Source organism: Microbacterium sp. MPR-TSA4, assembly GCF_058792815.1.
The window spans coordinates 16,645-38,608 of record NZ_JBXAFF010000028.1 but is presented as its reverse complement, the minus strand read 5'-3'; the positions used below and the strand labels follow the sequence as shown (position 1 = coordinate 38,608).

Annotated in this window: 22 protein-coding genes; 14 read left to right on the top strand and 8 right to left on the bottom strand. The window is 71.4% G+C overall.

All coding sequences use genetic code 11. From position 1 onward, the window contains the following. Positions 1 to 54: 54 nt before the first annotated feature. Positions 55 to 1,434 (bottom strand): NAD(P)/FAD-dependent oxidoreductase, encoded by a 1,380-nt coding sequence (locus AC1Q49_RS11670; RefSeq protein WP_492492333.1) that lies wholly within the window; start codon positions 1,432 to 1,434, stop codon positions 55 to 57. A 139-nt stretch (positions 1,435 to 1,573) separates the two neighbouring features. Here AC1Q49_RS11670 and AC1Q49_RS11665 point away from each other — a divergent pair, with 139 nt between their 5' ends. Continuing rightward, on the top strand, positions 1,574 to 1,900 hold the full coding sequence (locus AC1Q49_RS11665; protein WP_492492331.1) for a potassium transporter Trk: 327 nt from the start codon (positions 1,574 to 1,576) through the stop codon (positions 1,898 to 1,900). A gap of 143 nt (positions 1,901 to 2,043) precedes the next feature. Here the strand turns inward: AC1Q49_RS11665 and AC1Q49_RS11660 are convergent, their stop codons facing one another. Further along, positions 2,044 to 2,655: a hypothetical protein gene (locus tag AC1Q49_RS11660; RefSeq protein ID WP_060959105.1), complete on the bottom strand. Its 612-nt coding sequence runs from the start codon at positions 2,653 to 2,655 to the stop codon at positions 2,044 to 2,046. Positions 2,656 to 2,768: 113 nt separating this feature from the next. Between AC1Q49_RS11660 and AC1Q49_RS11655 the strand changes: the two genes are divergently transcribed. The 4 genes from AC1Q49_RS11655 (at position 2,769) to AC1Q49_RS11640 (ending at position 7,055) form a co-directional block, all read left to right on the top strand. Beyond that, positions 2,769 to 2,996: a histidine ammonia-lyase gene (locus tag AC1Q49_RS11655; protein ID WP_101307037.1), complete on the top strand. Its 228-nt coding sequence runs from the start codon at positions 2,769 to 2,771 to the stop codon at positions 2,994 to 2,996. 93 nt (positions 2,997 to 3,089) lie between these two features. Then, positions 3,090 to 4,202, top strand: a complete 1,113-nt coding sequence (gene purM / locus AC1Q49_RS11650) for a phosphoribosylformylglycinamidine cyclo-ligase (protein WP_060959107.1) — start codon at positions 3,090 to 3,092, stop codon at positions 4,200 to 4,202. Positions 4,203 to 4,229: 27 nt separating this feature from the next. Beyond that, a complete protein-coding gene (gene purF, locus AC1Q49_RS11645; RefSeq protein ID WP_060959108.1) occupies positions 4,230 to 5,711 on the top strand; it encodes an amidophosphoribosyltransferase in 1,482 nt (493 codons plus the stop codon). Between the two features lie 105 nt (positions 5,712 to 5,816). After that, entirely contained in the window at positions 5,817 to 7,055 is a 1,239-nt protein-coding gene (locus AC1Q49_RS11640; RefSeq protein ID WP_101307036.1) for an MFS transporter, read from the top strand. Between the two features lie 150 nt (positions 7,056 to 7,205). Here the strand turns inward: AC1Q49_RS11640 and AC1Q49_RS11635 are convergent, their stop codons facing one another. Further along, positions 7,206 to 7,385, bottom strand: coding sequence for a DUF3073 family protein (locus AC1Q49_RS11635; RefSeq protein WP_060959110.1), 180 nt, complete (start codon positions 7,383 to 7,385; stop codon positions 7,206 to 7,208). Positions 7,386 to 7,551: 166 nt separating this feature from the next. On the opposite strand from AC1Q49_RS11635, the gene AC1Q49_RS11630 reads away from it, so the two are divergent. Then, positions 7,552 to 8,064, top strand: coding sequence for a universal stress protein (locus tag AC1Q49_RS11630; RefSeq protein ID WP_492492328.1), 513 nt, complete (start codon positions 7,552 to 7,554; stop codon positions 8,062 to 8,064). Between the two features lie 115 nt (positions 8,065 to 8,179). On the opposite strand, the gene AC1Q49_RS11625 is transcribed toward AC1Q49_RS11630, so the two are convergent. Together AC1Q49_RS11625 and AC1Q49_RS11620 are read right to left on the bottom strand one after the other, a co-directional pair. Continuing rightward, positions 8,180 to 8,815 (bottom strand): PadR family transcriptional regulator, encoded by a 636-nt coding sequence (locus AC1Q49_RS11625; protein ID WP_492492326.1) that lies wholly within the window; start codon positions 8,813 to 8,815, stop codon positions 8,180 to 8,182. Between the two features lie 2 nt (positions 8,816 to 8,817). Then, entirely contained in the window at positions 8,818 to 9,669 is an 852-nt protein-coding gene (locus AC1Q49_RS11620; protein WP_492492324.1) for a DUF4097 family beta strand repeat-containing protein, read from the bottom strand. Positions 9,670 to 9,803: 134 nt separating this feature from the next. Between AC1Q49_RS11620 and AC1Q49_RS11615 the strand changes: the two genes are divergently transcribed. Continuing rightward, positions 9,804 to 10,565, top strand: coding sequence for a MerR family transcriptional regulator (locus AC1Q49_RS11615; RefSeq protein ID WP_191009214.1), 762 nt, complete (start codon positions 9,804 to 9,806; stop codon positions 10,563 to 10,565). A gap of 132 nt (positions 10,566 to 10,697) precedes the next feature. Here the strand turns inward: AC1Q49_RS11615 and AC1Q49_RS11610 are convergent, their stop codons facing one another. After that, positions 10,698 to 10,859: a hypothetical protein gene (locus AC1Q49_RS11610; protein WP_167626506.1), complete on the bottom strand. Its 162-nt coding sequence runs from the start codon at positions 10,857 to 10,859 to the stop codon at positions 10,698 to 10,700. Between the two features lie 108 nt (positions 10,860 to 10,967). Here AC1Q49_RS11610 and AC1Q49_RS11605 point away from each other — a divergent pair, with 108 nt between their 5' ends. The 6 genes from AC1Q49_RS11605 to AC1Q49_RS11580 all read left to right on the top strand — a co-directional run bounded on the left by AC1Q49_RS11605 (position 10,968) and on the right by AC1Q49_RS11580 (position 17,158). Then, entirely contained in the window at positions 10,968 to 11,237 is a 270-nt protein-coding gene (locus AC1Q49_RS11605) for a DUF7218 family protein (protein ID WP_492492321.1), read from the top strand. Position 11,238: 1 nt separating this feature from the next. After that, complete coding sequence (locus tag AC1Q49_RS11600; protein ID WP_492492319.1) at positions 11,239 to 12,201, top strand: DNA topoisomerase IB; 963 nt, start codon at positions 11,239 to 11,241, stop codon at positions 12,199 to 12,201. Between the two features lie 20 nt (positions 12,202 to 12,221). Next, entirely contained in the window at positions 12,222 to 12,656 is a 435-nt protein-coding gene (locus AC1Q49_RS11595; protein WP_492492317.1) for a fluoride efflux transporter FluC, read from the top strand. Then, entirely contained in the window at positions 12,653 to 13,030 is a 378-nt protein-coding gene (crcB, locus tag AC1Q49_RS11590; protein ID WP_205281853.1) for a fluoride efflux transporter CrcB, read from the top strand. Before AC1Q49_RS11595 ends, crcB begins: the two co-directional genes overlap by 4 nt. 270 nt (positions 13,031 to 13,300) lie before the next feature. After that, complete coding sequence (locus tag AC1Q49_RS11585; RefSeq protein ID WP_492492314.1) at positions 13,301 to 16,501, top strand: efflux RND transporter permease subunit; 3,201 nt, start codon at positions 13,301 to 13,303, stop codon at positions 16,499 to 16,501. 9 nt (positions 16,502 to 16,510) lie between these two features. Next, positions 16,511 to 17,158: a hypothetical protein gene (locus AC1Q49_RS11580; RefSeq protein WP_492492312.1), complete on the top strand. Its 648-nt coding sequence runs from the start codon at positions 16,511 to 16,513 to the stop codon at positions 17,156 to 17,158. A 10-nt stretch (positions 17,159 to 17,168) separates the two neighbouring features. On the opposite strand, the gene AC1Q49_RS11575 is transcribed toward AC1Q49_RS11580, so the two are convergent. Further along, positions 17,169 to 18,248 carry a hypothetical protein gene (locus AC1Q49_RS11575; protein WP_492492310.1) on the bottom strand — a complete coding sequence of 360 codons (1,080 nt, stop codon included), beginning with the start codon at positions 18,246 to 18,248 and terminating at the stop codon, positions 17,169 to 17,171. A 302-nt stretch (positions 18,249 to 18,550) separates the two neighbouring features. On the opposite strand from AC1Q49_RS11575, the gene AC1Q49_RS11570 reads away from it, so the two are divergent. Then, positions 18,551 to 20,791, top strand: a complete 2,241-nt coding sequence (locus AC1Q49_RS11570) for a DEAD/DEAH box helicase (RefSeq protein WP_492492308.1) — start codon at positions 18,551 to 18,553, stop codon at positions 20,789 to 20,791. 54 nt (positions 20,792 to 20,845) lie between these two features. Here AC1Q49_RS11570 and AC1Q49_RS11565 read toward each other — a convergent pair whose 3' ends face one another. Next, positions 20,846 to 21,898 carry an Rv2578c family radical SAM protein gene (locus AC1Q49_RS11565; RefSeq protein WP_492492305.1) on the bottom strand — a complete coding sequence of 351 codons (1,053 nt, stop codon included), beginning with the start codon at positions 21,896 to 21,898 and terminating at the stop codon, positions 20,846 to 20,848. Positions 21,899 to 21,964 lie beyond the last annotated feature (66 nt).

Sequence of the window (21,964 nt, the reverse complement as noted above, 5' to 3'; positions counted from 1 at the left end):
GCCACCGACCCCGGCCACCGACCCCGGCCCCGGCCCGGCCGCGGCTCAGTCGGCTCAGTCGGCGTCGGGGGCGGCGGCGACGCCGGCGTCGGCATCGGCCGCGGCGCGCTGTTCGGGGGTGAGGCGGCGGCGCTGCGCCTTCGACGGGCGGATCGCGGGCACGTCGCCGACGATCGGCACCGGTGTGCGATACAGGTGCACGCCGTAGCGGGCCACCAGTCCGATCAGCACCATCAGCTTGTTGCGGGGCCCGAGCAGGCTCGCGATGTGGACGAACAGCCACGTCATCCACGCGACCGATCCGGTGAGCGCCACCGTCTTGCGCAGCAGCGGGATCTTGCCGAGGAAGCGCAGACGGTGCAGCACCGGCAGGTTCGCGATGCCGGGGAGCTCCCCGATCGCCGAGCGACGGCCGATGATCGCGAGCTGACCCTTGTCGTAGTAGGAGAACGGCGCGGTCGGCTCGCCCGCGATGAGGCGCACGATCTGGCGCGCCACGTGCTCACCGCCCTGGATGGCCGGCTGCGCCAGCTGGGGCAGATCCTGCGGCGCGATCGCGACGTCGCCGGCGGCGAAGACCCCGGGCAGCCCCACGACCTGCAGGTCCTCCCCGACACGGATGCGGTCGCCCTTGTCCAGCGGCAGGCTCCAGTCGCGCACCTCCTCGTGCGGCGCGACACCGGTCGCCCACACGGTGAGATCGGACGGCAGCACGGTGCCGTCCGAGAGCACGACGGCATCCGGTCGCACCTCGTCCACGCCCGCCCCGAGACGCAGCTCGACGTCGCGGCGCCGCAGCTGGGCGGCCGCGTAGTCGCGGAGCTTCGGGATGAACGGCTTGAGGATCTCGCTGCGCTGCACGAGCGTGATGCGGAAGGCATCGCCGTCGAGCTCGGGGTACGCCGGCTCGAGGCCCTGGTCGCGCAGCTCGGCGAGGGCACCGGCCATCTCGATGCCGGTCGGCCCGCCGCCGATCACGACGACCGAGAGCCCCTTGGTGCGGCCGCCCTGCACCGCGACGCGCTCCAGACGGGTGAAGAGCGTGTCGCGGATCGCGATCGCCTGCGAGCGGGAGTACACGGCGAACGAGTTCTCCTTCGCCCCGGGGGTGCCGTGATACGCCGTGGTGACGCCGTTCGCGACGAGCAGGTAGTCGTACGACATCTCCTGACCGTCGAGCAGACGCACGGTGCGGGCATCGGTGTCGATCTCCATGAGGTGCTCGTGCACGACGTCGAGGTTGGGCTGGCGCACGCGCAGGCTTCGCAGGAAGTGGGTCACGTCGCCGGGGTTCAGCCCGCCGGTGGCCACCTGGTACAGCAGCGGCTGGAAGGTGTTGTAGACGCGCCGGTCGACGAGCGTCACGCGCACCGGTGCGTGGCGCAGGGCCCGCGCCGCGCTGATTCCGGCGAAGCCCCCGCCGATGATGACCACGTGCGGCCTCGCATCCGGAACCGGGTTCGTCGCGCCGTCAGAAGCCAGGGGAGCGGATGCCGTCATAGCCGCAGATTACCGCGACGCCGTGACGAGCTCGTGTCGCCCGCCTCCGGATGGGAGGTGGGACAATGGGGTCATGACGCCCACCGCCGACCACCGCATCGAGACCGCCCAGGTGCGGCGCAGCCCGCGGTACGCGGTGTTCCTCCTGGCGGGCGCTGCCCTCGGCGTCCTGGTCGCCCTGGTGCTGACCTTCGCGTTCGACGGCACCGAGAACGTCAGTGCGACGACGGGTGTGACCTACTCGACCTCGCAGGTCTTCGGCTTCGTGTGCCTCTTCGCGATCCCCCTCGGCATCGCCGTCGGCGGCGTGGTCGCGCTGGTGCTCGATCGCTCCCTCGCCCGCCGCGCCCGCGAGGTGCGCGTCGATCACGAGGTCATCACCGTCGACGACGCCGAGTAAGCCCCGTTCGCACGACCGTCGCCGCCCGAGGGCCGGCGATCTGCCGGCAGCAGGCGGTTCTCGCCGCGAACGGCCTGTTCCGGGCCGCTCGCCCGCCCGGGCCGCTCGCCTAAGCCCGTGCGCCGTGACAGCGGATGCCGCGATCAGGCGATATCGGCGATGATCGGCCCCACGGCGGCGTCGAAGGCCGCGATGTCGCCGCGCAGACCGTCGGTGACCGCGATCGTCAGCGCGCCGATCCACCACACGCCGCGCTGCGTGAACGGAAGCACCTGGACGTTCAGCTCGAACGAGTGCGCGCGGCGCCCCACCACCCGCTCGTGCTCGGCGATCGCGCTCGCGTAGGCCCGGTATGACGCCCCGCTGCCGAGGCTGGAACGGTAGCGGCCGTTCGCGGATCGCGCGTACGCCACCGCATCCTCGCCGTGGGGGGCGATCGCCGCCTGCAGCTCGGTGAACCCCTCGACCGGCAGCGCGACGTAGGTGTCGAACCCGTCGATCAGCTCCAGCGGCACGGGCGAAGGGTTCGCCTGCGGCTCGACGGTCAGGTCCCAGTACGCGCGCCACTCGCGCTCGATCGCCGGCCGATCGTCGTACTCGCCCATCTCGGCGCGAGCCGTCGGCGGGATGCCGCGCAGGTGCGGCAGCTCCTCGGGAAAACGGATGCCGAGCACCTGACGCAGATACAGGGCGACGAGGACGGGAAGGCTCGCATCTTCGCGCACGATCCATTCCGGTGTTCCCGCCGCTGCCATGCCGCCATCCTAGGGACAGCGGTCGGGCCGGCGACAGGGTGCGCGCCTCGCGTAGTCTGAGGGCATTCTCGGAGCCGGACCATGACGGTCGGCCGCAGGGGGAGGGGCACACGATGGGCGTCGACTTTCCGGAGGGGTCGGTCGTCGTCACGACCGCGGGCGGCGATGTCGTCATCCTGCGCATCTGCGACCTGTGCGGGGCCGCGGTCGTCGATGCGAACGACACCGATCTCGCGTTCCACCGGCGCTGGCACCGGCTCACCGGCTCCGGCAACTGGATCGATCCCGCGACCGGTCGTCACCACGGCCCGGGGAACCCGCACGATCCCTCGGCGTCGTAGGCCTCTCCTGCGCGGTCGGCGCCGCAGCGTCGCCCGCACGCACGGCCGGATGCCGCGGTCCGCGCGCCCCGCCCCTGCCGGTAGGCTGTTCGCGTGGCAGAAGCCCCACAGAACCCCTATTCCGAAGCCGGCGTCGACACTGCGGCGGGAGACCTCGCCGTCGAACTGATGAAGTCGGCGGTTCGTCGCACCCACGGGCCCGAGGTGCTGGGCGGTGTGGGCGGCTTCGCCGGCCTGTTCGACGCCTCGGCGCTGCAGGCGTACGAGAAGCCGCTGCTGGCGACCTCGACCGACGGCGTCGGCACGAAGGTGGCCATCGCGCAGGCCCTCGACAAGCACGACACGATCGGCCAGGACCTCGTCGGCATGGTCGTCGACGACATCGTCGTGGTCGGCGCGAAGCCCCTCTTCATGACCGACTACATCGCGTGCGGCAAGGTCTTCCCCGAGCGCATCGCCGACATCGTCCGCGGCATCGCCTCCGGGTGCGAGCAGACCGGCACGGCGCTCGTCGGCGGCGAGACCGCGGAGCACCCGGGTCTGCTCGGCGTCAACGACTACGACGTCGCGGGAGCGGCGACCGGTGTCGTGGATGCCGGTGACGTGCTCGGCGCCGACCGCGTGCAGCCGGGCGACGTGGTGCTGGCCCTGGCATCCAGTGGTCCGCACTCCAACGGGTACTCGCTCATCCGCCACATCGTCGCGGGCACGGGCCTCAGCTACGGCGCCCACGCCGCGGACTTCGGCCGCACGTGGGGCGAGGAGCTGCTCGAGCCCACCCGTCTGTACACGCTGCCGCTGCTGAACCTGCTCACCGCCCTGCCCGGCGCGGTCCACGCGCTCAGCCACGTGACCGGTGGTGGCATCGCCGCGAACGTGGCCCGCGTGCTCCCGCCGCAGGCGTGGGTCGAGATCGACCGCTCCACGTGGTCGCCGACGCCCGTGTTCCGCGTGCTCGCCGACCTCGGCGGACTGCGGCTCGAAGACACCGAGGGCACCTGGAACCTCGGCATCGGCTTCGTCGCCGTCGTCTCGGCGGCGCAGGCGGATGCCGCGGCATCCCTCCTGTCGGCGGCCGGCATCGCGACGTGGCAGGTCGGCGTCGTGCACGAGGGGGCCCGTCCCGACGGGCACTTCGAGCAGGGTGCCAAGGGCGTGGACGGCGGCGCCGTGCGTCTGGTCGGCGCGTACTCATCAGCGGTTTAGACGCAGAAACGGATTGAGCTACACCACATGTGCGGAATCGTCGGCGTCGTCGGACAGGGCCCGGTCAACCAGGACATCTACGACTCGCTCCTGCTGCTGCAGCACCGCGGTCAGGACTCCACCGGCATCGCGACGGCGGAGACCAACGGCGTCTTCCACCTCTTCAAGGCGAAGGGCCAGGTGCGCGAGGCCTTCCGCACCCGTGACATGCGCGCCCTCCTCGGCAACATCGGCCTCGGGCACGTGCGCTACGCCACCAAGGGCACCGCGTCGAGCGAGGAGGAGGCGCAGCCGTTCTACGTCAACGCCCCTTACGGCATCGTGCTGGTGCACAACGGCAACCTCACCAACACGCGTGAGCTGACCAAGGAGCTCTTCAGCAAGGACCGCCGCCACCTCAACACCAGCTCCGACACCGAGCTGCTGGTGAACGTGCTGGCCAACGAGCTGCAGTCCTCGATCTCCGGGTTCGAGCTCGACCCGGCACAGGTCTTCCAGGCGGTCACCCGCGTGCACGAGCGCGTCGAGGGGTCGTACGCCACGATCGCGCTGATCGCCGGATACGGCCTGCTCGCCTTCCGCGACCCGTTCGGCATCCGCCCCCTCATCCTGGGCACGCGCCCCGCGGTGGATGCCGAGGGCACCGCCACCGGCCGCTACGAGTGGATCGTCGCCTCCGAGTCGCTGGTGCTGGAGAACGGCGGTTTCGAGGTCGTCCGCGACGTCGAGCCCGGCGAGGCCGTCTTCATCGACCTCGAGGGACGCCTGCACACCCAGCAGTGCGCGACGAACCCGCAGCTCGTGCCCTGCTCGTTCGAGTACGTCTACCTCGCCCGTCCCGACTCGGTCATGAACGGCATCTCGGTGTACGAGGCGCGCCTGCGGATGGGCGAGCGTCTCGCCGACACGATCGCCAAGTACACGCCGGCGGGGGCGATCGACGTCGTCATGCCCATCCCCGACAGCTCGCGACCCGCCGCCATGCAGGTGGCCCGCAAGCTCGGCATCGAGTATCGCGAGGGCTTCTACAAGAACCGCTACGTCGGTCGGACCTTCATCATGCCGGGGCAGGCGGTGCGCAAGAAGAGCGTCCGCCAGAAGCTCAACGCGATGTCGAGCGAGTTCAAGGGCAAGAACGTGCTGCTCATCGACGACTCGATCGTCCGCGGCACGACGTCCAAGGAGATCATCCAGATGGCCCGGGATGCCGGGGCCAAGAGCGTCACGTTCGCCTCGGCCGCCCCGCCCGTGCGCTACCCGCACGTGTACGGCATCAACATGCCGTCGCGGCACGAGCTCGTCGCCCACGGCCGCACGATCCCCGAGATCGCGGCGGAGCTGGGCGCGGACTACATGGTGTACCAGGAGATCGACGACCTGAAGGCCGCGATCCTCGAGGGAGCGCCCGACGTCGAAGACCTCGACATGAGCTGCTTCGACGGGCGGTACATCACCGGCACGGTGTCGGACGAGTACCTCGCCTGGGTCGAGGGCACGCAGGAGAGCTGACCCCGCGCGTCGGGAACGTTTCGACTCGGCGCTGCGCGCCTGCCCCCCGGTGGTTGAGCGAGCGCAGCGAGTCGAAACCCCTGCGCCCGCCCTAGGCTGGATCGGGTGACCGCTCCCCGCCCCCGATCCCTCTGGCGGGGAAGGCTCCTCGCACTCGCGGGCGTCGTGCTCGTCGCCTTCTCGCTGCGCTCCGCCGTGGCGGCGCTGTCTCCGATCCTCGCCGAGGTGCAGGAGGACTTCGCGGTGCCGACGTGGGTCGTCGGCCTCATCGGCACCGCCCCTCCCGTCTGCTTCGCCGTGTTCGGCATCGTGACGCCGATGCTCGAACGGCGTTTCGGGCTGCAGCGGCTGGCGGCGGCATCCATGGTCGTCGTGACGGCGGCGCTCATCTGGCGCGCGCTCGCCGGCGACGCCGTGACGCTGCTGGTGGCCACCGCGGTGCTGTTCGCCGCGGTCGGCGTCGGCAACGTGGTCCTGCCGCCCCTGATCAAGGCGTACTTCCCCGATCGCATCGGCACGATGACCGCGCTCTACTCCGCGTTGCTCGCCGTGGCGGCCTTCGTGCCGCCGCTGGTCGCGGTGCCCGTCGCGGATGCCGCGGGGTGGCGCTTCTCGCTCGGGATGTGGGCCGTCTTCGCGTTGCTCGCGGTGGTGCCGTGGGTCTCTCTCGTCGTCCGGGCCCGTACCTCCGCCGCGCAGCAGTCGGCGGTCGCGATCGAGGAGCCCGCGCCGGGGGTGCTCGGACGCCTGCCGCGACTGTCGCTGGCGTGGGCACTGGCGGCGACCTTCGGCATCTCCGCCGCGAGCGTGTACGCGTGTTTCGCGTGGCTCCCGGTCGTGCTCGTCGACGTGGCCGGGGTCTCGCACGCCGAGGCGGGCGCGCTGCTCTCGCTGTTCGGCGCGATGGGCCTGCCCTGGTCGATCCTGGTTCCGATCGTCATCACGCGGTGGCGACGCGTCGGCGTGATCTACGCGGTCGCCCTGGTGGCGGGTCTCGCCGGTGTCGGGGGCATGGTGCTGGCCCCGACGGCCGCCACGATCCTGTGGGTCGTCCTGCTGGGCACCCCGCAGGCGCTGTTCCCCGCCGTGCTCGTGCTCATCCAGCTGCGCACGCGCACGCACGAGGGCGCCGTGGCGCTGAGCGGTTTCGCGCAGAGCGTGGGCTACGCGATCGCGGCGCTGTTCCCGCTGATGTTCGCGGTGGTGCACGAGCTGACCGGCAGCTGGCAGCCGGTGCTCCTCGTCTTCGGCGCGCTGTTCCTGGCGGCGATCCCGACCGGGATCATCGTGTCGAAGCCGCGGACGATCGAAGACGAGTGGGAGCGCCGCCACGGCGTGTGGTGAGGATCAGTGCGGTGCCGGGCCTGTGACGAACGTCGGAGATTCCGACGACGCCGCGGTCCACGCCCGCACGCTCCTGCCTTCACAGAATCAGCGCGCTGAAAAGTCCGACGTTGCACACGTGACGCCGTTCAGCACGGCATGACGAGGGCGTCAGGCTGTCTCCAGCTCGTCCTCGTCGTCGGCATACTGATCGGCCCACTTGTCGACGTACGGGTCGTCCTCGTGGTGTCCGAGCTCCTTTTCGAGCGCGGAGTAGTTCACGGTGTAGGTGTCGTACTTCAGCTCGCGAGCGATCTTGGTGTGCTTCGCTTTCTGACGGCCACGCCCCATGCGAGACCCCCTCATTTCTGAGTCACGGACGATGCGGTGTTCCGCACTTTGGTCCGGCGCATTCACGATGCGGTTGACGATCCGGCTTCCTGCCGGGAAGAGTAGCATTCAGAATAACACGGTGCCCCCGGCGCCTCGCGGTGCGGGGGAGGACGGGGAGGGTGTCATGGTCGATTCGGATGAGAGCCCGGTCCCGCTCCACGCGGTCGTGGTCGGCGCGATCCCCGACCAGCCGGCGCGGGTGCTCAAAGAGGCGGCGCGGTACGCGAAGCTCTTCCAGGCGCCCCTGATCGTCGCCCACGTCGATGTCACGCGGTTCGTCACGTACGAAGATCCCGACGGTTATGTGCATTCGGCGCCGATCGACATCGACCTCGCCGTCGGAGAGGTGCAGCTCGCCGCGGTGCGGGATGCCGCGGCATCCGCGCTCGAGGGTTCGGGCGTGGAGTGGACGGTCACGCAGCTCGTGGGCGACCCGGCGCTGGCGATCAAGCATCTCGCCGAGCGCGCGCAGGCGCGCCTGATCGTCGTGGGGACGCGACGCCGCGGGTTCGGCGAGTCGATCCGCGAGTTCTTCACGGGCTCGGTCGCCGCGCGGCTCGCGCACCGCCAGTCGCGCCCGATCCTCGTGGTCCCCCTGGAGGAGCCGCTCGGCGACGATACTCCCTGGCCCACGTAGCTCTCTTCTCCCCCCCCCCGCGAGCCGCTATACCGCGGCCGAGCCGCCATCCGCTGTGCTGTACACCGCGTGGCGGCTCGCACAGGGGATAGCGGCTCGGCAGGCAGGCGGAGGATCAGCGCAGGGCGCGGGTCAGCGCGGCGATCGCGTCGTCGAGCGCACGCGACAGGTCGTCGACGGCGGATGCCGCGAGTTCGCCGCCGTGTGCGAGATGCGTGCGCACATCGGCGCGCACGGTCGCCCGGAACTCGCCGAGGATCGCCTCGGTGCGCCGCAGCTGCTCGCGGGACGACGCGCGCGCGTCATCCGACGGCGACGCGGATGCCGAGGCGCGGGCCTCGTCGCGATCGCGCTGCGCCTGGGCGCGCTCCGACTGGGCCGACGCCGCCAGATCCGCGCGGAGGCTCTTCATCGCCTCGCGCACGCTGCCGCGCACCTCGTCGGCGATGAGGCGGACGCTGTCGGCGAGTCCTGCCTCGATGCCCTCGAGCTCGTGCGCCCGCGCGGAGACCTCGGCGCGGCCCGCGTCCGTGATCTCGTAGACGGTCTTGCGACCGTCGACCACTTTCGTGACCAGGCCCTCCTCCTCCAGCTTGGACAGCCGCGGGTAGATCGTGCCGGCGCTCGGCGTGTACGTGCCGCCGGTGCGATCCGACAGCGCCTGCATCAGGTCGTAGCCGTGTCGGGGCGACTCGTCGAGGAGGTTCAGCAGGTAGAGGCGCAGGTCGCCGTGCGAGAAGACGGGGGGCATCGTCAGACCTCCTCGGCGGTCGCGGGGGCCGCGGCATCCGGGGTCGCCGTGGCCCGACGCAGCACCGTGACGTCGCCCGACACGGAGTTCGCGCGGACGTCGGCGAAGCTGCCGCTGAGCTCGCCGACCGAGTCGACGTAGTTCGAGGGCCCGGAGGTCGAGCGCTTGACGCCGTCGACCATGAGGCGGCCGCTGACGCTGCGCAGCACGAAGTTGGTCGGGTGGCCTTCGTCCAGGCGCACGGTGGCGTCGCCGGAGACCGTGTTGAGGCTGACGACGTCGACGCGGTCGGTCGAGTCGACGAGCATGCCGCCCGACACGGTGTCGATGGTCGCCTTGCGGATGCTGCCCGTCGCCGCGACGTCGCCGGAGACCGAGTTGGCGCTCAGGGTGCCGTCGAGTCCGCGGATCTGCACGTCGCCCGAAACCGCGTTGACCGACAGGTCGCCCGTCAGGCCGTCGACGATGATGTCGCCCGACACGGTGTTCAGACGCGCACCCGAGGCGAGCCCCGACACCAGGGCGCTCGCCGAGACGACGCCGAGGTTGAGGAGGATGCCGCGGGGGACCGCCACGCTGATCTCGGCCTTGGGGCCGCCGGAGCCGAAGTTGCGGAACACCTCGAGGAAGTTGTCCCAGCGCAGCTGCGGGTGGTCGATCTCCACGACGTCGCCCGACGCCTCGATGCGGAGGTCTTTGATGGTCACGGCGTGCACCTCGATGCGCACCCCGGGCTCGTCGTGCGCGACGACATCCACCTGTCCGCCGACGAGTCCGATCTTGAGCTTGCGGACGTCTTCGAGGTCGATCACCCGGGTCTCGCCCGGCTTGATGAGCCACTTCTCGAGTGTCATGGGTTTCTCCTGGGTTCTGGCGATTCGAGATATATCGCGTTGTGGCGAGAATAACACGATATATCTCGATTTGCCAGAGCCTTCGCCGACGTCTCCTTGACCTTGACGCGACGTCAACCTCTAGCGTCGTCCTCATGAACGACTGGTCGATCCAGCAGACCGCGCGCCTGGCGGGCACCACGAGCCGCACCCTGCGGCACTACGGCGAGCTCGGGCTGCTGCGGCCGAGCCGCGTGGGTGCCAACGGCTATCGGTACTACGACGCCGCGGCCCTCGTGCGCCTGCAGCGGATCCTGCTCCTGCGCGAGATGGGGCTCGCTCTGCCCGAGATCGCGGAGGTGCTCGAACGGCCCACGACCGAGACCGACGCGTTGCGGCGCCACCTGCGGGCACTGCACGAGGAGCAGGAACGGCTCGCACGGCGGATCGCCTCGGTCGCATCGACCATCACCGCACTGGAGAAAGGAGAAGAGCCCATGGCCGAGAACATGTTCGACGGGTTCGACCACACGCGATACCACGACGAGGTCATCGAGCGCTGGGGTGAGGCGGCGTACGCCGACGCGGACCGCTGGTGGCGGGGGCTGGATGCCGAGGGGCACCGCGACGCGAAGGCGCGGGTCGCCGCGCTCAACGCCGCGTGGGTGGATGCCGCCGGGCGCGGCCTCGACCCCGCCGGAGGCGAGGCCCAGGAGCTCGCCGCCCGTCACGTGGACTGGCTCCGCGGCATCCCGGGGACGCCCGCCGCGGCGCCGGACGGCGACATCGCCGGCTACCTGCGGGGGCTCGGCGAGATGTACGTCGCCGACCCGCGGTTCGCCGCGAACTACGGCGGCCCCGCCGGTGCGGAGTTCGTCCGCGCCTCGCTCGAGGCCTACCTCACCGCGCAGCGGTGAGGGCGCGCCGCCCATCCGTCCCGCGCTGTCGCTTCGGCATCCGAGATGCGACCACGCGGGACGGACGAGCGGCACACGCGACCGCGCCGGCTCACCCCAGGGGGTGAACCGGCGCGGTCCGGGCGGTCGACGCTAGGCGCGACCGCCTCGCACGAGTCGCAGCAGGAACGCGATGATGGCGATGATGCCGACGATCAGGGCGACCCACAGCAGCCAGTTCAGGGCGGCGTTCATGCCGCCGACGATCGCAAGAACGATCGCGACGACGATGATGATGATCAGAGCGAGATTCATGTGATTGCTCCATTCTCGAGGGACTCCATGACCCCCTGAAGCTAGTCGCGTTCGCGGCCGCGGGCACCCCCCTTGCCACGGGCTCTTCCCGTGCGATAGGGCCGTTATATGCCCCAGAACGACACCCCCGCGTCCCTGAAGGATCCGCAGCTCTACGAAGAGCTGCGCACGGACGGCGCATCGAAGCAGAAGGCCGCCCGCATCTCCAACGCCGCCGCCCGCGACGGCCGCACGGCCGTGGGTCGCCGCGGCGGCGCGGCGGGATCGTACGAGGACTGGACCGTCGCCGAGCTGCGCCGACGCGCCAAGGAACTCGGCATCCGCGGCTACGCGAACGCGCGGAAGGCGGAGCTCGTCGACATGCTCCGCGACTCCTGAGGTGGCGCGCCTTCGCAGGGTCCGGCCCGGCCGCGACCTCGGCTACCGACGCGTGCGCTCGGGCGCGGGATTCCGCTACGTGGATGCCGACGGGTCGCCCCTCCCGGCCGCCGAGCGCGACCGCGTGCGGGCGCTCGTCATCCCGCCGGCCTGGGGCGATGTGTGGATCGCGGCGGCGGCCAACGGGCACATCCAGGCCACCGGCGTGGACGAGGCGGGCCGGATGCAGTACCTCTACCATCCGGACTGGTCGACCCGTCGCGACAAGGGCAAGTACGCTCGCGCGCTCGAGCTGGCCGAGCGTCTGCCGCATGCGCGCGGCCGCGTCACGGCATCCCTGCGCCGCGACGATCTCGACCGGGAGCGGGTGCTGGCCACGGCCTTCCGCCTCCTCGATCAGGCGGCGCCGCGCGTGGGCAGCGAGCGGTACTTCTCCGCCCACGGGAGCCGGGGGCTCACGACGCTCCAACGACGCGACGCCCTGGTCGACGGCAGCGTCACGAGCCTGCGCTTTCCCGGCAAGAGCGGCAAACGGCAGCGCCTCGACGTCGATGACGCCGACCTCGCCGTGGTGGTCGGACTCCTCGCGGCGGGGCGGCCCGCGGCGCCGCTGCTGGCCTACGCGCGCGGGCGTCGCCGGGTCGCGCTCACGCCGAAGGATGTGAACGCGTACGTGCGGGCGATGACCGGCGGAAGCTTCACCGCGAAGGACTTCCGCACCCTCCGCGGCACGATCCTCGCCGCCGACGCCCTCGCCCGCATCGGTCCGACGTCGACGAAGACCGATCGCAAGCGCGCCGAGGTCCTCGCGGTCAGAGCGACGGCCACGGCTCTGGGCAACACGCCCGCCGTCGCCAAGAGCTCGTACATCGACCCGCGGGTGTTCGCCCGCTACCGACGCGGGGTCCTGCTCGACACCTCCATTTCCCCGGAATCGGCGATCCGCGCCCTCCTCGCCTCGTGAGCCGGCGCTAGTCTGCGGACGTGCCCCCCGCCCGCCGGTTCTCGCTCGTCGCTCTGCTGCTGGTGATCGCCGGCGGCATGGTCGGCGTGGCGCTGCGGGCGGTCGTCGTCGTGCCGCTGACCGCCGCCGGCCTGCATCCGCTCGTCGTCCCGGCCGCGACCCTCGTCGTCAACCTGATCGGTTCGCTGCTGCTCGGCGTCATCGTCGGATGGCTGGCGGATCGGCATCCACGCGCACGACTCTTCCTCGGCACCGGGGTCATGGGCGGGTTCACCACCTACAGCGCCTTCGCCGTCCAGGCCGTGACGACGGCGACCGCCTCGCCGTTCGTCGGCATCGCGCTCATCGTCGTCTCGCTGTTCGGCGGGGTGCTCGCCGCCGTCGCGGGCCTCGCCCTCGGCCGTCGCCTCGCCGACCGCCCGGGCGAGATCGAGCGGCCCGAGGACGCGGAATGAGCGGGGTCGAGGTGGCGGCGCTCATCGTCGGCGGCGGGCTCGGGGCGGGGGCGCGCTATCTGATGGATGCCGCGGTCATGCGCGGCCGGTCGGGGGCGTTCCCCGTCGGCATCCTGCTGGTGAACGTGCTGGGGTCGTTCCTCCTCGGACTTCTGACGGGACTCGGCACGTCGGTCGCGCCGGTGTGGATGAGCATCCTGGGTGTCGGGGTGCTCGGCGGCTTCACGACCTTCAGCACGGTCTCGACGGAGACGGCGCTGCTCGCCGAGCGGGGACGCCGCGACTGGGCGTGGATCAACCTCCTCGGCACGCTCGTGCTCTCGCTCGCCGCCGCGGCCCTCGGCCTGCTCCTCGGGGGCCTCTTCCCGCGCTGACGCGGCGCTCCCGCGGCGGCGCGGCGGGCTGCGCGGCTGGCGGCCCGGCGGGCGGCCAGCATCGGCCCGGCCGGCGTCCGTGCCGATGTGCAAGGGATGCCGAGCGACACGCCGCGGCATCCGTCGCCGACGCGGCGCGTCGACGGGGCGCCCTTGCAGATCGGGAAGGTGGCGGTGCGCGGATCGGAACCAGCGCGCGTGCGACAATGAAGCCGATACACGCGTGTATCGAGCTTCTCGTGCGCGCCCGTCTGGAGAGCAAGGGTTCCCGTGTCGCATCTCGCCGTACTGAGCCTGAAGAACCGGGCCCTCATCGCCTTGATCACGATCGTCGCGGCGATCTTCGGCGGCCTCGCCCTGACGAGCCTCAAACAGGAGCTCATCCCTTCGGTCGAGTTCCCGCAGCTGTCGATCCTCTCGACCTACCCGGGCGCGTCGCCCGACGTCGTCAACAACGACGTCTCGACGCCCATCGAGTCCGCGATCCAGGGCATCCCGGGCCTGGAGTCCACGACCGCCACGAGCACGACGAACGCCTCGATCATCCAGGCCTCCTTCACCTACGGCACCGATCTGGCCACCGCCGAGCAGAAGATCCTCCAGGCGATCAACCGCATCAAGTCCGATCTGCCCAGCGGCGTCGAGCCGAACGTCGTGTCGTTCTCCATCGACGATCTCCCCGTCATCGCACTGGCCGTCACCGGCTACAGCGACGAGAAGACCATCCAGGCCAAGCTGCAGGCGACCACGATCCCCGACCTCGAGGACGTCAAGGGCGTCAGCGCGGCCTCCATCGTCGGCGGCCAGGGGCAGCGCGTGACGATCACCCCCGACCAGCAGAAGCTCGCCGCGGCCGGGTTCACGCAGACGGCGTTGACCGACGCGCTCACACAGAACGGCGTGCTGTTCCCCGGCGGCACCGTCACGGAGGGCGACCAGACGCTCACGGTGCAGACGGGGAGCAAGCTGACCTCCGTCGACCAGATCGCGGCACTGCCGCTCGTGCCGACGTCCGCGGCGCAGTTCGAGGGCGCCCTCGCCAGCGGCGCGCTCACCGTCGGCGACGTGGCGACCGTGGCGCTGGCGCAAGACCCGGTCACCTCGATCTCGCGCGTCAACGGCGAGCCCGCCCTGACGATCTCCATCACCAAGCTTCCCGCGGCGAACACGGTCGACGTCAGCCGTGCCGTCACCGCGCTGCTGCCCACCCTGCAGAGCGACATCGGCGGCGACGCGTCGTTCACCGTGGTCTTCGACCAGGCGCCCTACATCGAGCAGTCGATCGAGTCGCTCGCGCAGGAGGGCCTGCTCGGACTCGTCTTCGCCGTGCTCGTCATCCTCGTGTTCCTGCTGTCGGTGCGTTCGACGCTCGTCACGGCGATCTCGATCCCGACGAGCGTTCTCATCACCTTCGTCGGCATCCAGGCGTTCGGCTACTCGCTGAACATCCTCACGCTCGGGGCGCTGACGATCGCGATCGGCCGCGTCGTCGACGACTCCATCGTGGTGATCGAGAACATCAAGCGCCACTACGTCGAGGGGGCCGACAAGCTCGCCTCGATCCTGCTCGCCGTCCGCGAGGTGGCCGCCGCGATCACCGCCTCGACCATCACGACGGTCGCCGTCTTCCTGCCGATCGCCTTCGTGGGCGACGTGACCGGCGAGCTGTTCCGCCCGTTCGCGATGACCGTCACCATCGCGATGGCCGCCTCGCTGTTCGTGGCGCTGACCATCGTGCCGGTGCTCGCCTACTGGTTCCTGCGCCCCGGAAAGCCGGTGCGCGACGCCGAGGGCGACCCGATCGACCCGGAAGACCCCGCAGCGCCCCCGTCCCGCCTGCAGCGGGGCTACCTGCCCATCCTCGGCTGGACGCTGAAGCACTCCTGGGTCACGCTGCTGCTCGCCGTGCTCGTGCTCGGGGGCACCGCCGCGGCGGCGCCCCTCATGAAGACGAACTTCCTCGGCGACAGCGGGCAGAACACCTTCACCATCACGCAGCAGGTCGGGCAGGCGCCGAGCCTCGACGCCGAGGACGCCGCGGCGCAGAAGGTCGAGACCGCCGTGAAGGGCGTCGCCGGCGTGACCACGGTGCAGACGTCGATCGGCTCCAGCGGATCGGCGGTGCGCGACGCCTTCCGCGGCGGCAGCACCGGAATCACCTACTCGGTCACGACCGACACGGGGGCCGACCAGCTCACCGTCCGCGACGAGGTCGAGAAGGCGATCGCCGGACTCGGCGACGTCGGCACCGTCACGATCTCCTCCGGTCAGGGCGGATTCGGCTCGAGCAACGTCGAGGTCGACGTGACCGCCCCGTCCGCCGACGCGCTCCAGAAGGCCACCGACGCGGTCGTCGCCGGGCTGCAGGGCAAGGACGGCATCGGCCAGATCACCTCGAACCTCTCGGCATCCCTCCCGTACGTCGCCGTCACCGTCGACCGCGCGAAGGCCGCCCAGCTCGGGCTGTCGGAGGTCGCCGTCGGCGGGCTCGTCTCCAACACGATGCAGCCGCGTCAGATCGGCTCGGTCGAGATCGACGGCACCTCGCTCACCGTCTACCTCCAGGCGGCGACCGTGCCGCAGACGATCGACGAGCTCAAGGGCCTGCAGATCGCCTCGGCCAACGGCCTCGTGCGCCTCGATCAGGTCGCCACCGTCGAGCAGAGCCAGGGTCCGACCTCCATCACGACCCAGCGCGGCCAGCGCACCGCGACCGTGACGGTCACTCCGTCGACCGACGACCTCAACACCGCGTCGGCGAGCGTCCGCACGGCCCTCACCGGCCTGGATCTGCCCACGGGGGCCGACGCGAAGGTCGGCGGTGTCGTGACGCAGCAGACGGATGCCTTCGGACAGCTGGGTCTCGCCATGCTCGCGGCCATCCTGATCGTCTACATCGTCATGGTCGCGACCTTCAAGTCGCTGCGCCAGCCGTTGCTGCTGCTCGTGTCGGTGCCGTTCGCGGCGACCGGTGCGATCCTCCTGCAGATCGCCACCGGGGTGCCGCTCGGCGTCGCCTCGCTCATCGGTGTGCTGATGCTGATCGGCATCGTCGTCACCAACGCGATCGTGCTCGTCGACCTCGTCAACCAGTACCGCGAGAAGGGGCTCAGCACCCATGACGCGACCGTCGCGGGCGGCTCGCGACGCCTGCGACCCATCCTCATGACGGCGCTCGCGACGATCTTCGCGCTGACGCCGATGGCGCTCGGCATCACCGGTCACGGCGGCTTCATCTCGCAGCCCCTCGCGATCGTCGTGATCGGCGGCCTCGTCTCCTCGACCGTGCTGACGCTGCTGGTGCTGCCGACGCTCTACAACCTCGTCGAGGGGGCCCGCGAGCGCCGGGCCGCCCGCCGGGGAGCCGCAGACGGCGGCCACGAGGCGGCCGCGGATGCCGGTGCGGACCCCGTCGCCCCGGCATCCGGTGCCGCCGCGCTGCACCCGCGCCGCGCGCTGCGCGGGAAGTAGAGTCGGGTCATGCGTCCCCGACTCCTCGGCGTCGCCGTCCTCACCCTCGGCGTCGCACTGGCCGGGTGCGCCGCGAGCGTCTCGGCGGCCACCTCCACGGCGCCGGCCACGGCCAGCGATGAAGGCGCCGCGGCCGCGCCGACGCCGACGCCGACGCCGACGCCGACGGCGACCGCGGCCGCCGCGGCCGTCTTCCCCCGCTGCGAGGACCTGATCCCGATCGAGCTGCTGCAGCAGAACTTCTCGACGGACGTCGTCGGGTACACCGACGGCGGTGGATGGACCATCGGGCAGGTTCTTCCCGGCCCGGTGGCACGCTCAGCAGTCGAGAAGGCAGAGCGTGCCGTCGACTGCGGATGGGGCGTCCGCGGCGGCTCGGACGGTGGCGTGCACGCGGCCGTGCTCGAGCTGCCCGCCGAGGTGCGCGACGAACTCGTGAGTGCGCTGCGCACCGCCGACGGGTACACCGAGGCCGCGATCGACGACGCCACGGTCTTCACTTCAGCCGTGCACGGTGAGATCGCCGACGGGGCGGTCGGCTATGCGTTCGAGGGGACGACGTGGCTGGCGATCGTCGGCAACAGCAAGGAAGCGGCGATGCAGTCCGCTTACCTCCCCGCCGCCGTGGCCGCCCTGCGGGCCGCCAACGCGGGGTGAGCGGGGTGCCTCAGCCGCGCGGATCGGGCTGATCGGCGACCACCATGAAGCGGATGAAGACGGCGAGCCACCCGAAGATCAGCGCGAACACGATGATCTCGAAGGCCGTCAGCCCGAAGTAGCCCGTGGCGAACAGTGCGATCGAGGCGACCAGGCCGGCCAGGAACGCCCACGACGCCAAGAAGTAGGCGCGCGGCATCCGCCGCACGATCCACGGGCCGCCGACGAGCAGCAGCAGGAACATCAGGGCCATGCCCGACGCCGACAGGTTGTGCAGCAGCATGTTCACGTTGACCGGGAAGATGCCGACGCAGGCCAGCATGACGCCCATGATCGCGAGCGCCGTGCCGACGACACGGATGCCGCGCGGCGCCTCGCCCAGCGCGGCGAGGTCGTGGGAGACGTACAGCGTGAAGGTCGTCACGAGCAGGCCTCCGGCGACGAGCGTGCCGTTGAAGAGGAAGCTCGACATGTCGCCGAACGTGCCCAGCTGGCTGAAGTGGTAGGTCCACCAGAGCGGGTCGGAGGTCGTGATCATGGCCGCCAGCGTCCCGATCCCGATGAAGGTGACCAGCAGCGTCGTGAGGCGCTGGGTCGTCATCCGCGAGGCGGAGAGGTAGCTCAGCCAGCCCGACAGGCCCGTCGCCGTGGCCGCCAGGACGGTCGTCCAGAACGCGGTGAGCTCGACGTCGATGAAGGCGCGCGAGAGCACGGCGAACAGCGCGACGGTCCCGATCGCCGCGAGGGCGCCGTGCGCGATCACGACGGATGCCGTCGACACCACGTTGCGCCAGCTCGCGATCCTGCGCCGCCACTCCTGACCGTCGGTGGTGCGGGCGCGCCAATAGCCGAGCGCGGAGCTGATGCCCGCCGCGAGGCCCGCCCCGGCCGCCGCCCAGCCGGCGATGCTCCCGTCGCCCCACAGGCGCGTGCCGATGCCGAGCAGTCCGACGATGAGCCCGGCGACGCCGCCGGAGACGGCGGCGATCGCCGCGGCGAGCAGAGCCTCCGCCTCGACGCGCAACGAGGGCGCGGGGGCGCGATCGGCGTCGTCGGCGGCGGGGAGTCGGGTGGGTTCCGCTGCGGTCATGGCGCCAGTGTAGGGGGCCGCCGGCGGGCCGCGATCCCGGCGTGGCCGGACCCGACCGGCGCTCTCACAGGTGCGACCGGTACAGTGGTGCGGTCGGCTCTGGACACCGCGCTGCGGCGCGGGTGGGTTTGTGAGTCCAAGGGGCCGATGGTGAGCGCCGCTCGGCGCACATGACCATCACTGTGAATGGCCCCCGGACCACCGGGTCGCCCGCCGCCCCGATCTCCTCGACCATCGCGTCGTGGGGGACTCCTTCGGCGCGGAGGCGCTGTTCTCGCGCGAGAAAACCCAGGAAGAACACCATGCCCAAGAGCAAGAAGCCGGCCGGCGGCCGCGCCCACAACTTCGAGCCGCGCTACGGCGCGAAGACCAGCTACCAGGACGCGAAGCGCCGTCCCGGTCAGTCCTCTGCCGGCAAGCCCGGCAGCAAGAGCCCCGGCCACCGCGGCTATCGCGCCGCCGAGGCGACCGACGCGGCGCCCAAGCAGCGCTGGAGCGCCCAGGAGCGCGCCGGCCGCGACGAGGCGCGCGGCATCCGATCCCGCGCCCACGGCGACCGCCCGGCCCGCGACGACCGCCCGGCTCGGTCGTTCGATGACCGCCCGCGCCGCGATGACCGCCCGGCTCGCTCCTTCGATGACCGCCCGCGCCGTGATGACCGCCCGGCTCGGTCGTTCGATGACCGTGGCCGTAACTCCTCCACATCGGGCGGGGATCGCCGTGAGCGGCCTGCTTTCGGCTCTCGGGACGAGGATCGGAGGAGTTTCGACCGCCCGCGCCGCGACGACCGGCCGGCCCGGTCGTTCGACGACCGCCCGCGCCGCGACGACCGGCCGGCCCGGTCGTTCGATGACCGTGGCCGTAACTCCTCCACATCGGGCGGGGATCGCCGTGAGCGGCCTGGTTTCGGCTCTCGGGACGCGGATCGGAGGAGTTTCGACCGCCCGCGTCGCGACGACCGTCCGGCCCGGTCCTTCGATGACCGCCCGCGCCGCGACGACCGGCCCGCCCGGTCGTTCGATGACCGCCCGCGCCGCGACGACCGTCCGGCTCGCTCGTTCGATGACCGCCCTCGCCGTGACGACCGGCCTGCTCGGTCGTTCGATGACCGTGGCCGTAACTCCTCCACGTCGAGTGCGGAGCGGCGTGAGCGGCCTGCTTTCGGCTCCCGCGATGAGGATCGGAGGAGTTTCGACCGCCCGCGCCGCGACGACCGCCCGGCTCGCGCCACCGGCGGCAACCGTGCGGACTGGAACGCCGACGCGAAGGATGCCGCGGCCCGCAAGGCCTACGAGGCGCACGCCGACGTCGTGCACGAGAAGCTGCAGGCGCAGGCCGTGCAGGCCGAAGAGGTCGCGGACGTGAGCTTCGCCGGCCTCGGCCTGGGCGAGAACATCGTCCGGGCGCTCGCCGAGCTGGGCGCCGCGGCGCCGTTCCCGATCCAGGCGGCGACGATCGCGCCGATCCTCGCCGGCAAGGACGTGCTCGCGCGCGGCCGCACCGGCTCGGGCAAGACCATCGCCTTCGGTGCCCCGCTCGTCGAGTCGGTGCTGCGCAGCCAGGCCGGCAAGCGCCGCGCGTTCGGCCGCAGCCCCCGCGCGCTGATCCTGGCCCCGACGCGCGAGCTCGCACTGCAGATCGACCGCACGATCCAGCCGATCGCCCGCAGCGTCGGCCTGTTCACGACCCAGATCTACGGCGGCGTGCCCCAGGCGCGCCAGGTCGGTGCGCTCAAGAAGGGCGTCGACATCATCATCGGCACCCCGGGCCGCATCGAAGACCTGCAGGAGCAGGGCAAGCTCGACCTGTCCGAGATCGGGGTCGTCGTGCTGGACGAGGCCGACCACATGAGCGAGCTCGGCTTCCTCGAGCCGATGCAGCGGATCCTCCGTCTGGTCGAGCCCGACGCGCAGAAGCTGCTGTTCTCGGCGACCCTCGACCGCGAGGTCGCGGCGCTCGTCGACGAGTTCCTCGTCGACCCGGCGGTGTACGAGGTCGCCGGCGAGGACCAGGACTCCGGCACGATCGACCACCGCGTGCTCGTCATCGACCACCGCGACAAGGCCGACATCCTCACCTCGCTCGTCGACCGCGCCGGCAAGACGCTCGTGTTCGCCCGCACCCGTGCGTACGCCGAGATGCTCGCCGAGCAGTTCGATGACGCCGGCATCCACGCGGTCGCCCTCCACGGCGACCTCAACCAGGGCAAGCGCACGCGCAACCTCGAGCGGCTCACCTCGGGCCGCGTCAGCGTGCTGGTCGCGACGGATGTCGCTGCGCGCGGCATCCACGTCGACGACATCGACCTGGTCATCCAGGCCGACGCGCCCGACGAGTACAAGACGTACCTGCACCGCTCCGGTCGCACCGGTCGCGCGGGGCGTTCCGGCACCGTCGTGACGCTCATCCCGCGTCAGCGCCGCCGTCGCATGACCGAGATGCTCGACCGCGCCGAGATCGACGCGCCGTTCGAGGACGCCCGTCCCGGCGACGACGTGATCGAGGAGCTGTCCGGGCGGCAGGCCGCGCACGTCGACCGCTGACACCCGCACCCGGAGGGGCCGAGACGTTCGCGTCGCGGCCCCTCCGGCGTGTGGTCAGAACAGCATCGCCGGGGCGGCGGCGGATGCCGCGGCCCGCGCCGTGGTCCGCACGGGCCCCGGTCGCGCCGGCCGGGTCTCGACTTCTTCCTCCGGACCGCCCGTGAGCCGGTGTCGCCGCAGCAGCGGCCGGACCCGCGCCGCGAGCCACTTCCGGTAGCCGACGGGCGCGTACACGCTGGCGCCGGGGTAGAGCCCCCGATACGCGGGCACCAGCTCGGGGTGCTCCCGTTCGAGCCACTGCCAGAACCACTCGCGGGCTCCGGGCCGCAGGTGCAGCGCTCCGAAGACGACGCGGACGGCTCCGGATGCCGCGATGCGCGCCAGCGCGTCGTCGAGCACCGCCACGGCATCCGTCAGGTGCGGCACGATCGGCATGAGGAACACGGTCACGGCGAAGCCCGCGTCGGCGGCCGCCCGCACGGTGTCGAGCCGGGCCTGGAAGGTGGGGGCGCCCGCTTCGAGCGTCTGCCGCAGGCGCTCGTCGGGCATGGCGATCGACATCGACAGGTGCACCGGCACGCGCCGGCGGGCCTCCGCGAGCACCGGCAGGTCGCGGCGCAGGAGCGTGCCCTTGGTCAGCACCGAGAACGGCGTCCGGCTCGCCGCGAGTGCGTCGATGATCTCCGGCATGAGCCGGTATCTCCCCTCGGCCCGCTGGTACGGGTCGGTGTTGGTGCCGAGCGCGACCGGCTCCCGCCCCCACGAGGGCGTGGCGAGCTCGCGTCGCAGCACCTCGGCGACGTTGACCTTCACGACGATCTGCTCGTCGAAGTCACGTCCGGCGTCGAGGTCGAGATAGGTGTGGGTGTTGCGGGCGAAGCAGTACGAGCACGCATGGCTGCACCCGCGGTACGGGTTCACGGTCCAGTCGAACGGCATCGCGGATGCCGACGGCACATGGTTCAGCGCCGACTTCGCGGCGACCTCGTGAAAGGTCATGCCCGCGAACTCGGGGGTGGTCACGGTGCGGACCAGTCCCTCCCGCGTCTCGAGGCCGGGCAGGGCTGCGGCATCCGTCGAATCGATGCTTTGTCCACGCCAGCGCATGCCTGATATACGAACATAGATTCGATGATTGTGCAATGCGCACCGTCCTCTCGGCCGGGCGCGGCA

Bases quoted from the DNA above. Each gene is read 5' to 3' on its own strand.
- AC1Q49_RS11605 (WP_492492321.1), top strand. From the start codon at position 10,968: ATGCCCCAGAACGACACCCCCGCGTCCCTGAAGGATCCGCAGCTCTAC.
- AC1Q49_RS11660 (WP_060959105.1), bottom strand. From the start codon at position 2,655: ATGGCAGCGGCGGGAACACCGGAATGGATCGTGCGCGAAGATGCGAGC.
- AC1Q49_RS11655 (WP_101307037.1), top strand. From the start codon at position 2,769: ATGGGCGTCGACTTTCCGGAGGGGTCGGTCGTCGTCACGACCGCGGGC.
- AC1Q49_RS11610 (WP_167626506.1), bottom strand. From the start codon at position 10,859: ATGAATCTCGCTCTGATCATCATCATCGTCGTCGCGATCGTTCTTGCG.
- purF (WP_060959108.1), top strand. From the start codon at position 4,230: ATGTGCGGAATCGTCGGCGTCGTCGGACAGGGCCCGGTCAACCAGGAC.
- crcB (WP_205281853.1), top strand. From the start codon at position 12,653: ATGAGCGGGGTCGAGGTGGCGGCGCTCATCGTCGGCGGCGGGCTCGGG.
- AC1Q49_RS11580 (WP_492492312.1), top strand. From the start codon at position 16,511: ATGCGTCCCCGACTCCTCGGCGTCGCCGTCCTCACCCTCGGCGTCGCA.
- AC1Q49_RS11665 (WP_492492331.1), top strand. From the start codon at position 1,574: ATGACGCCCACCGCCGACCACCGCATCGAGACCGCCCAGGTGCGGCGC.
- AC1Q49_RS11575 (WP_492492310.1), bottom strand. From the start codon at position 18,248: ATGACCGCAGCGGAACCCACCCGACTCCCCGCCGCCGACGACGCCGAT.
- AC1Q49_RS11620 (WP_492492324.1), bottom strand. From the start codon at position 9,669: ATGACACTCGAGAAGTGGCTCATCAAGCCGGGCGAGACCCGGGTGATC.
- AC1Q49_RS11570 (WP_492492308.1), top strand. From the start codon at position 18,551: ATGCCCAAGAGCAAGAAGCCGGCCGGCGGCCGCGCCCACAACTTCGAG.
- AC1Q49_RS11635 (WP_060959110.1), bottom strand. From the start codon at position 7,385: ATGGGGCGTGGCCGTCAGAAAGCGAAGCACACCAAGATCGCTCGCGAG.
- AC1Q49_RS11625 (WP_492492326.1), bottom strand. From the start codon at position 8,815: ATGCCCCCCGTCTTCTCGCACGGCGACCTGCGCCTCTACCTGCTGAAC.
- AC1Q49_RS11630 (WP_492492328.1), top strand. From the start codon at position 7,552: ATGGTCGATTCGGATGAGAGCCCGGTCCCGCTCCACGCGGTCGTGGTC.
- AC1Q49_RS11615 (WP_191009214.1), top strand. From the start codon at position 9,804: ATGAACGACTGGTCGATCCAGCAGACCGCGCGCCTGGCGGGCACCACG.
- AC1Q49_RS11565 (WP_492492305.1), bottom strand. From the start codon at position 21,898: ATGCGCTGGCGTGGACAAAGCATCGATTCGACGGATGCCGCAGCCCTG.